The 9,996-nt window shown below is 69.6% G+C and carries 7 protein-coding genes; 1 reads left to right on the forward strand and 6 read right to left on the reverse strand.

Annotated features, from left to right (window positions below; genetic code table 11):
- Window positions 1–527, forward strand: a 527-nt coding sequence (locus G3I40_RS02725) for a response regulator transcription factor (RefSeq protein WP_164300534.1), incomplete at its 5' end; no start/stop codon positions are given.
- A 21-nt stretch (window positions 528–548) separates the two neighbouring features.
- Here the strand turns inward: G3I40_RS02725 and G3I40_RS02730 are convergent.
- The 6 genes from G3I40_RS02730 to G3I40_RS02755 form a co-directional block, all read right to left on the reverse strand.
- Entirely contained in the window at window positions 549–1,334 is a 786-nt protein-coding gene (locus G3I40_RS02730) for a metalloregulator ArsR/SmtB family transcription factor (RefSeq protein ID WP_164300535.1), read from the reverse strand.
- 128 nt (window positions 1,335–1,462) lie between these two features.
- On the reverse strand, window positions 1,463–3,064 hold the full coding sequence (gene serA, locus G3I40_RS02735) for a phosphoglycerate dehydrogenase (protein ID WP_164300536.1): 1,602 nt from the start codon (window positions 3,062–3,064) through the stop codon (window positions 1,463–1,465).
- A 269-nt stretch (window positions 3,065–3,333) separates the two neighbouring features.
- Window positions 3,334–4,335 (reverse strand): ketol-acid reductoisomerase, encoded by a 1,002-nt coding sequence (gene ilvC / locus G3I40_RS02740; protein WP_164300537.1) that lies wholly within the window; start codon window positions 4,333–4,335, stop codon window positions 3,334–3,336.
- Between the two features lie 102 nt (window positions 4,336–4,437).
- Window positions 4,438–4,962 carry an acetolactate synthase small subunit gene (gene ilvN / locus G3I40_RS02745; RefSeq protein WP_164300538.1) on the reverse strand — a complete coding sequence of 175 codons (525 nt, stop codon included), beginning with the start codon at window positions 4,960–4,962 and terminating at the stop codon, window positions 4,438–4,440.
- A gap of 31 nt (window positions 4,963–4,993) precedes the next feature.
- On the reverse strand, window positions 4,994–6,847 hold the full coding sequence (locus G3I40_RS02750) for an acetolactate synthase large subunit (RefSeq protein WP_164300539.1): 1,854 nt from the start codon (window positions 6,845–6,847) through the stop codon (window positions 4,994–4,996).
- Between the two features lie 250 nt (window positions 6,848–7,097).
- Complete coding sequence (locus G3I40_RS02755) at window positions 7,098–9,851, reverse strand: EAL domain-containing protein (RefSeq protein ID WP_239091481.1); 2,754 nt, start codon at window positions 9,849–9,851, stop codon at window positions 7,098–7,100.
- Between the last annotated feature and the right edge of the window lie 145 nt (window positions 9,852–9,996).

Below are 9,996 nucleotides of genomic sequence, written 5' to 3' on the forward strand. Positions count from 1 at the left end.
GCCCCGAGGGGCTGGCCTGGCTGGCCCGCGCCGAGGCCGAGACGGTGCGCGCCACGACCGGCCCGGACGTCGCGGCCTGGGAACGGGCGGTGACGGCGTTCGGCTACGGCGAACCGTACGAACTGGCCCGCTGCCAAAGGCGGTTGGCGCAGGCCCTGCTCACCGCCGAGCGCCGCGACGAGGCCGCCGAACTGGCCTATGCCGCCAGGGACACGGCTGTGCGGCTCGGCGCCGTGCCGCTGACCGAGGCCCTGGACGACCTGATCCGGCGGGGCCGGCTCGCCGACGCCCCGGCCGCGGAGGACCGGATCGCCACCCTGACCGCCCGGGAGAGCGACGTGCTGCGGCTGCTCGGCCGGGGGCGCACCAACCGGCAGATCGGCGAGGAGCTGTTCATCAGCGGCAAGACGGCAAGCGTCCACGTGTCGAACATCCTCGCCAAGCTGCGGGCCGCGAGCCGCACCGAGGCCGTGGGCATCGCCTATCGCGAGGGGCTGATCGAACCGGAGTCCGCGCCGTCCTCCTGAGCCCGCACGCGGTCCGCCCGCTCAGGCCTTCTCGAGGATCGTCTTCAGCTCCGAGAGCATCATGGTCCAGCCGCCGCTGACGCCTTCGAGCATCTTGGAGTCGGCGGAGGTGAAGCCGTCGTGGACGATGGTCAGCTTGACGCCCAGCTCCGGCTCCTCGGCGGGCTCGATGGCGAAGGTGACCTGCGAGCGCTCCTTGACCGCCTCGGCGAACGCCGCGTCGTCCATGCCGAACATCTCCTGGTGCAGCGGCTGCAGCGTGTGCCAGGTGTAGGCGAGCCGCTTGCCGGGCTCCGACTCGGTGACGACCTGGCCGAGGTCCTGCGGCTCGCCGCCGTCCTCGACCGGCCACAGCACCTTCGAGCCGACCTTCCAGTCCGAGGAGGGGGCGAAGCCGCCGTGGTACTGCTTCAGGAACTCCGGGCTCGTCAGCCCCTCCCAGAGCTTCTCGGGCGTGGTGTGGATGTAGATCGTGTAGACGTACTCGGGCTTGCTCATCGTCGTTCCTTCCAGCGCGTGCTTCAGGTTGCTGAGTGCGGACATCCGGCTGCGCTCGTACTGGCTCATCCAGCGGTCGGCGATGTCCTGGAGGGGAACGGGATTGAGGTAGTGCAGCCTCTCCCGGCCGTGCCGGACCGCTGTGACCAGGCCCGCGCCTTCGAGCACCGCCAGGTGCTTGGACACCGCCTGCCTGGTCATCTCCAGCCCCGCGCACAGCTCGCGCAGACTCTGCCCGGACCGCTCGTTCAGCCGGTCGAGCAGTCGCCGTCGGCTCGCGTCCGCGAGCGCCTTGAACACCTCGTCCATATCGTCCGACTCCCTCCCCACAAAAATGGCAACCATTTGGTTGCATGTCAAGCCGGGCCACGCGAAAGGGCCGGGGCACCCGTGGGTGACCCGGCCCTGTTCCGCTGTGGAAGCGGTCGTACGCAGCCTCAGACGAGGTTGACCGAACGCGCCGACGTCGCACCGATCTCCGCGCCGACCTCGGTGAGGACGTTCTGCGGGACCGAGTCGTCGACGGTCAGCACGGCGAGCGCCTCGCCACCGACGGCGGCACGGGCGACCTGCATGCCACCGATGTTGATGCCCGACTCGCCCAGCACGCGGCCCACCGTGCCGACGACACCGGGGCGGTCCTCGTAACGCAGCACGACCATGTGGTCGGCGAGCGCCAGGTCCACGTCGTACTCGCCGACGGCGACGATCTTCTGCAGGTGCTTGGGACCGGCCAGCGTGCCCGAGACCGAGACCTCCTGGCCGCCCGCGAGGGTGCCGCGCACCGTGACGACGTTGCGGTGGTCGGGCGACTCGGAGGAGGTCGTCAGGCGGACCTCGACGCCGCGCTCCTGGGCGAACAGCGGCGCGTTCACGTAACTCACCGTCTCGTCGACGACGTCCTCGAACACGCCCTTCAGAGCGGACAGTTCGAGCACCTTCACGTCGTGCTGGGTGATCTCGCCGTACACCTCGACGTCGAGGCGGGCCGCGACCTCGCCCGCGAGCGCGGTGAAGATCCGGCCGAGGCGCTCCGCGAGGGGCAGGCCCGGCTTGACGTCCTCGGCGATGACGCCGCCCTGGACGTTGACCGCGTCCGGGACGAGCTCGCCCGAGAGCGCGAGGCGCACCGACTTGGCGACGGCGACACCGGCCTTCTCCTGCGCCTCGTCCGTGGAGGCGCCGAGGTGCGGGGTGCACACGACCTGGTCGAACTGGAACAGCGGGGAGTCCGTGCAGGGCTCCTTCGCGTACACGTCCAGGCCGGCGCCGGCGACGCGGCCCTCCTTGAGCGCCGAGTACAGCGCCTCCTCGTCGACGATCCCGCCACGCGCGGCGTTCACGATGCGCACGCTCGGCTTGACCTTGTGCAGCGCCTCGTCACCGATGAGACCGACGGTCTCGGGCGTCTTCGGCAGGTGCACGGTGATGAAGTCGGAGACCTCGAGCAGCTCGTCCAGCGACAGCACCTTCACGCCCATCTGCGCGGCGCGCGCGGGCTGCACGTACGGGTCGTACGCGACGACCTTCATGCCGAACGCGGACATGCGCTGCGCGACGAGCGCACCGATGCGGCCGAGGCCCACGACACCGAGGGTCTTCTCGGCGAGCTCGACACCGGTGTACTTGCTGCGCTTCCACTCGCCGGCCTTGAGGGCCTGGCTGCCCTGCGGGATGTTGCGCGCGGTGGCGATGAGCAGACCGCAGGCGAGCTCGGCGGCGGTCACGATGTTCGACGTCGGGGCGTTGACGACCATCACGCCGGCCTTGGTGGCGGCGGAGACGTCCACGTTGTCGAGGCCGACGCCGGCGCGCGCGACGACCTTCAGCTTCTTCGCGGCGGCGATCGCCTCGGCGTCGACCTTGGTGGCCGAGCGGATCAGGATGGCGTCGACGTCGGCGATGGCGGGCAGCAGCTCGGCCCGGTCCGCGCCGTTGCACTGGCGGATCTCGAAGTCCGGGCCCAGGGCGTCGACGGTCGCGGGAGACAGCTCTTCAGCGATGAGTACGACGGGTTTGCCGTTGGCAGCAGTGCTCACGTGAGTCCTCACAAGTCCCAATGCGGACGGCCGTCCCGACGGCCGCAGGCGATGGAGGGGTGGGTGCTAGCCGCGTGGAAGACGCACGACGCTGTGGGCCCGACGCGAATTAGTTCAGCAGTGTAGTGGCGCGCGGAAGGTCGTCTTACGCCTCCCTGGAAGGATCACCCGTCCGTGGCTGGCCACCGTGGACAACCCGGGGCGAACCGTGTGGACGACCCATGGAGAACGGGGCCGCGGCGTGTGCCGCGGCCCCGTTCCCGGGAGACTTACGCCTCCTCGTTGTCCACCCAGCTCATGAGCTTGCGCAGCTCCTTGCCGGTGGTCTCCAGGAGGCTCTGCTCGTCCTGGGTCTTGTACTCGTTGTACTTCTTCAGGCCCGAGTGGTACTCGTCCATCCAGTTACGGGCGAAGGTGCCGTCCTGGATCTCGGCGAGGACCTTCTTCATCTCGGCCTTGGTGGCGTCCGTGATGATCCGCGGGCCGGTGACGTAGTCGCCCCACTCGGCGGTCTCCGAGATCGACCAGCGCATCTTCTCCAGGCCGCCCTCGTACATGAGGTCCACGATGAGCTTCAGCTCGTGCAGGCACTCGAAGTACGCGATCTCCGGCTGGTAACCGGCCTCGGTCAGCGTCTCGAAACCGGCCTTCACCAGGGCGGCGGTGCCACCGCACAGCACGGCCTGCTCGCCGAAGAGGTCGGTCTCGGTCTCCTCGGTGAAGGTCGTCTTGATGACGCCGGCGCGGGTGCCGCCGATGCCCTTCGCGTAGGACAGGGCCAGGTCGAAGGCCTTGCCGGTGGCGTCCTGCTCGACCGCCGCGATACACGGAACGCCGCGGCCCTCCTCGTACTGACGGCGCACCAGGTGACCCGGGCCCTTGGGGGCGACCATGCAGACGTCCACGCCGGCCGGGGGCTTGATGAAGTCGTAGCGGATGTTGAGGCCGTGGCCGAAGAACAGCGCGTCGCCGTCCTTCAGGTTGTCCTTGATGGACTCCTCGTAGACCTTGGCCTGGATCGGGTCCGGGACCAGGATCATGATGACGTCGGCCTCGGCCGTCGCCTCGGCGGGGGTGACCACGCGCAGGCCCTGCTCCTCGGCCTTCGCCTTGGACTTGGAGCCCTCGTGCAGACCGACGCGCACGTCGACGCCCGAGTCACGAAGCGACAGCGCGTGGGCGTGGCCCTGGCTGCCGTATCCGATCACCGCGACCTTGCGGTTCTGGATGATGGACAGATCGGCGTCGTCGTCGTAGAACAGCTCGGCCACTGGGGTTCTCCTCGTTTGCGGTATTGCTGGTTCTGCGTCCCACCGTACGGCGGGGTGCGTAAGGGAAGTCTTCAGGTCTCGCCATGCGAGCGGACCGTTGGTCTACGCGGTCCGGTCGAGGGCGCGCAGGCTCCGGTCGGTGATGGAGCGCGAGCCGCGGCCGACCGCGATGGTCCCGGACTGGACGAGCTCCTTGATGCCGAAGGGTTCCAGCATCTTGAGCATCGCCTCGAGCTTGTCGCTGGAGCCGGTGGCCTCGATGGTGACGGCCTCGGGCGAGACGTCCACGGTCTTGGCGCGGAACAGCTGGACGATCTCGACGATCTGCGAGCGCGTCTCGTTGTCGGCGCGGACCTTGGCGAGGACGAGCTCGCGCTGGACGGCGGAGCCCGGCTCCAGCTCGACGATCTTCAGGACGTTGACCAGCTTGTTGAGCTGCTTGGTGACCTGTTCGAGCGGGAGCGATTCGACATTCACGACGATGGTGATGCGGGAGATGTCGGGGTGTTCGGTGACACCGACGGCGAGCGAGTCGATGTTGAAGCCGCGGCGCGAGAACAGGGCGGTGATCCGGGCCAGGACACCGGGCTTGTTCTCGACCAGGACGGAGAGCGTGTGCTTGGACATGTGGTGGTCTCTCTGTCTCTCTCTGTCTCGCTCAGTCGTCTGTGTCGCCGAAGTCGGGGCGGACGCCACGCGCTGCCATGACCTCGTCGTTGGAGGTGCCGGCGGCGACCATCGGCCACACCATGGCGTCCTCGTGCACGATGAAGTCGACCACGACCGGGCGGTCGTTGATCGAGTTCGCCTCCTCGATGCACTTGTCGAGGTCCTCGGGGCGCTCACAGCGGATCGCGTAGCAGCCCATCGCCTCGGACAGCTTCACGAAGTCCGGGACCCGCGTGCCGTTGTTGGGCGGGGTCTCGCCGTTGGGGCCCGCGTGCAGCACGGTGTTGGAGTAGCGCTGGTTGTAGAACAGCGTCTGCCACTGCCGGACCATGCCCAGGGCGCCGTTGTTGATGATGGCGATCTTGACCGGGATGTTGTTCAGGGCGCAGGTGGTCAGCTCCTGATTGGTCATCTGGAAGCAGCCGTCGCCGTCGATCGCCCACACCGTCCGGTCCGGGGCCCCGGCCTTGGCGCCCATCGCGGCGGGCACGGCGTAGCCCATGGTCCCGGCGCCGCCCGAGTTCAGCCAGGTGGCCGGCTGCTCGTACTGGATGTAGTGCGCGGCCCACATCTGGTGCTGGCCCACGCCGGCCGCGAAGATCGTGTCCGCGGGGGCGAGTTGGCCGATGCGCTCGATGACCTGCTGCGGCGACAGCGAGCCGTCCTCCGGCTGGTCGTAACCGAGCGGGTAGGTGTCGCGCCAGCGGTTGAGGTCCTTCCACCAGGCGCTGTAGTCGCCGGTGTGGCCCTCGCTGTGCTCCTTCTGCACGGCCTGGATCAGGTCGGCGATGACCTCGCGGGCGTCGCCCACGATCGGCACGTCGGCGACGCGGTTCTTGCCGATCTCGGCCGGGTCGATGTCCGCGTGGACGATCTTCGCGAACGGCGCGAAGCTGTCCAGGTTTCCGGTGACGCGGTCGTCGAAACGGGCACCGAGGGCGACGATCAGGTCGGCCTTCTGCAGCGCGGTGACGGCGGTGACCGCACCGTGCATGCCCGGCATTCCCACGTGCAGCGGGTGGCTGTCGGGGAACGCGCCGAGCGCCATCAGCGTGGTGGTGACGGGCGCTCCGGTGAGCTCGGCGAGGACCTTGAGCTCGGCGGTGGCCTGCGCCTTGAGGACGCCGCCACCCACGTACAGGACGGGCCGCTTCGCGGCCGTGATCAGCTTCGCGGCCTCGCGGATCTGCTTGGCGTGCGGCTTGGTCACCGGGCGGTAGCCGGGCAGGTCCTGCTGCGGCGGCCAGGTGAAGGTCGTCTGCGCCTGCAGGATGTCCTTCGGGATGTCCACGAGGACCGGTCCGGGGCGCCCCGTCGAGGCGATGTGGAACGCCTCGGCGATCGCCTTCGGGATGTCCTCGGCCCGGGTGACCAGGAAGCTGTGCTTGGTGATCGGCATCGTGATGCCGACGATGTCCGCCTCCTGGAAGGCGTCCGTACCGATCGCCTTGGAGACGACCTGTCCGGTGATCGCGACCAGCGGCACCGAGTCCATCATGGCGTCCGCGATCGGCGTCACCAGGTTCGTCGCACCGGGACCGCTCGTCGCCATGCAGACGCCGACCTTGCCGGTGGCCTGCGCGTAACCGGTGGCCGCGTGACCCGCGCCCTGCTCGTGACGGACCAGCACGTGGCGCACCCGGTTCGAGTCCATCATCGGGTCGTACGCGGGAAGGATCGTGCCGCCGGGAATGCCGAATACGGTGTCGGCCCCGACCTCCTCAAGCGAGCGAATGAGGGACTTCGCACCCGTGACGTGCTCGACGGGGGCGGACTGCTGTCCTCCGGAACGGGGCCGCGGCTGCGGATGGTGGGCCCCGGTGGCCTGCTCGGTCATCGGCATTCTCTTCTCGATGCTGAGGGTTTTTGCGAGGGTTGTGCAGGGTTCTTGCGAGTCGTGCTGCGGCGGCGTCCTGTGCCGGTGCAACAAAAAACCCCTCGTGCCGTGAGGCAAGCGAGGGGAGCGCGCCGGGAGCGGTTGCCGGGGATTGCGGTGTGTCCACCGATGGATCCCAGCTTCAGCCGACGCGCTTTCCAAGTACGAGAATTCGGGTGCGCATGGCATTGACCCTCCCCCCGGCACACAGCACGTGTCAAGTGGGTGGGACGGGAGTCTCATTATGTGAGCGCGGCCCCGGCGCGCCGGCGAACACGGGCTCGGCCGGTCCGGTGGGCACCGGGTACTCCCCCGACACCAACGCGCGGCGCAGCCGGTACTCGTCGAGCGGCCCGGAGAACGCCATGCCCTGGCCGTGCGTGCACCCCATCGCCCGCAGCGCCAGGACCTGTTCGGGCAGGTCGACGCCGTCGGCCACGGAGGTCAGCCCGAGGTCGCCCGCGATCCGCAGCAGCCCACTGGTGATCTTGTGCAGCCGTGCGGACTCGACGACGCCCTCGACGAGCGACCTGTCCAGCTTCAGGACGTCCACGGGGAGCCGGCGCAGCGCGGTGATGGCCGCGTAGCCGCTGCCGAACCCGTCCAGGGCGATCCGGACACCGAGTCGGCGCAGCGCGGTCAGCCGCCGCTCCAGCTCCTCCAGGGGTACGCGCGGGTCGCTGTCGGCGAGCTCGATGACGAGGGCGCCGGACGGCAGCCCGTGCCGGGTCAGCAGCGCCTCGATCGAGCCGAGCGGCATGGCACGGTCGAGCAGTCTGCGGGCGCTGATCCGCACGGCGACCGGCGTCGCGTGTCCGCTGTGGCCGCGCTCGGCGGCCTGCTCGACCGCCTCCTCCAGCACCCAGCGGCCCAGCTCCGCGGTGCGCTCCCCGTCGTCGGCCACCCGCAGGAACTCGGCGGGCGTGAAGAGGATGCCCTGCGCCGAACGCCAGCGCGCCTGCGCGGCGACCGCCGTGATCCGGCCGTCGTCGAGGGAGACGATCGGCTGGTGCAGCAGCGCGAACTCGCCCTCGTGCAGCGCCGAACGCAGCCGCGTGGCCAGCTCCGCCTTGCGTACGACGTCCGCCTGCATCTGCGGTGCGTACAGCTCGACACGGCCCTTCCCGGCGGCCTTGGCGCGGTACATCGCGAGGTCGGCGTTGCGCAGCAGCTCGCCCGCCGTGATGTCGGGCTCGGCGAAGGCGACGCCGATGGAGGCGGCCACGCGCACGTCGTCGTGCCCGTCGATGGTGTACGGCTGGGACAGGGTGATTCTGAGCCGGTCGGCCAGCTCGTAGATCTGCTGCTCCCTGGCGGTGTGGTCGCGGCCTCCGTCGCCGACGATCAGTGCCGCGAACTCGTCACCGCCGAGACGGGCCGCGGTGTCCGAGGACCGCACGGAGTCGGCCAGCCTTCTTGCCGCCTGCACGAGCAGTTCGTCGCCCGCCTGGTGGCCGATCGTGTCGTTGACCTGCTTGAAGCCGTCGAGGTCGATGAAGAGCACGGCGGTGCCGTGGTCGGTGGCCCGGCGTCCGGTCAGGGCCTGGCTGACCCGCTTGGTGAACAGTGCGCGGTTGGGCAGGTCGGTGAGCGGGTCGTGCTCCGCGTTGTGCTGCAACTGCGCCTGCAGGCGCACCCGTTCGGTGACGTCTCTGCTGTTGAGGATCAGGCCGCCGTGATGGCGGTTGATCGTGGACTCCACGTTCAGCCAGGCTCCGGTGCCGGACCGGAAGCGACATTCGATACGGGTGGTGGGCTCCTCGACCTGGCTCGCGGCGAGGAACCTGCGCACCTCGTGCACCACGCGTCCGAGGTCCTCGGGGTGGATGATCGAGGCGAGTTCGGACCCGACGAGCTCTTCCGCGTCGCGTCCGTAGACCCCGGCGGCGGCCGGGCTGACGTATCTCAGGATGCCGTTCGGCGCGGCGATCATGATGACGTCGCTGGAGCCCTGCACCAGCGAACGGAAGTGGTTCTCCTTTTGCGCCAGTTCCTGGGTGAGCGTGATGTTGTCGAGGAGCATGATCCCCTGGCGCACGACCAGGGCCAGGACGACCGTGCAGGCCGTGAAGAGCACGACCCGGTCCACACTGTGACCGTTGAGTACGTTGTAGAGAATCCCCAACGTGCAGACGGCGGCGGCCAGATAGGGCGTGAGCGCGGCCAGCGAGCTCGACATGGGCCGGGTGTAACTGACCTGGTAGCGGCGGCCCGCCCCGGGCGCCTGCTCCTCCCGCGGCCCGCCCTGGCGCGGTCCCACCCAGGGCGCGTACGCGAGCAGCAGCGAACCGGCGAACCAGCCGGCGTCGAGGATCTCGCCCGAGCGGTAACTGGCGTGCAGCAGCGGCGAGGTGAACAGGGCGTCGCACATCACGGTCAGGGCGAGCGCGCCGATCGCGGTGTTGACCGTGGTGCGATTGCCGGGCGAGCGCCTGAAGTGCAGCGCGAGGACCATGCTGACCAGCGCGATGTCGAGCAGTGGGTAGGCGAGCGAGAGCGCGGTGCGGCTGACGCTCTGCCCCTCGAACTCGGCGGTGTGCGCGAGCGCGAGGCTCCAGGAGAGCGTGAGCAGCGATCCGGCGATCAGCCACGCGTCGAGCGCGAGGCAGATCCATCCGGCCTTCGTCATGGGCCGCTTGGCGAGGACCAGCAAGCCGATGATCGCGGACGGCGCGAAGCAGAGGAAGAACAGGTCGGCGAGGCTCGGCGTCGGCACCGCCTCGCGCAGGACGACCTCGTACCAGCCCCACACGCCGTTGCCGAGGGCCACCATCAGGGAGGAGAACGAGAAGAGGATCCAGGCGGGTCGAAAGCGGCTGCGCCTGCTACGCGCGTACAGGAAGTTCGACACGGCGGCGACGGCGGCGGCGATGCTCAGCCCGAAGTCGCCCATGAACAGGGCGATCCGCTCGTTCCCCCAGCCGAGGGCCGATCCCGTGGCGTAGCCCGCGCACAGCAGGATGAGCGCCATCTGGGGGCCCGTGCCCGCACTGCGCCGGGGGGCTCGGGCGGTCACCGGGCCACCGGGATGCAGGGAGGCGCCCAGGGCCGCGGGTGAGGTCGGCGGGGCCGTCACCGGGACGCCTCGCTCCGCGGGGCCGCTCCGGCGTCCCGCT

The organism is Streptomyces sp. SID14478 (assembly GCF_010548525.1).
Classification (GTDB): domain Bacteria; phylum Actinomycetota; class Actinomycetes; order Streptomycetales; family Streptomycetaceae; genus Streptomyces.

Bases quoted from the DNA above. Each gene is read 5' to 3' on its own strand.
- G3I40_RS02730 (WP_164300535.1), bottom strand. From the start codon at position 1,334: ATGGACGAGGTGTTCAAGGCGCTCGCGGACGCGAGCCGACGGCGACTG.
- ilvN (WP_164300538.1), bottom strand. From the start codon at position 4,962: ATGTCCAAGCACACGCTCTCCGTCCTGGTCGAGAACAAGCCCGGTGTC.
- G3I40_RS02750 (WP_164300539.1), bottom strand. From the start codon at position 6,847: ATGCCGATGACCGAGCAGGCCACCGGGGCCCACCATCCGCAGCCGCGG.
- G3I40_RS02755 (WP_239091481.1), bottom strand. From the start codon at position 9,851: ATGGCGCTCATCCTGCTGTGCGCGGGCTACGCCACGGGATCGGCCCTC.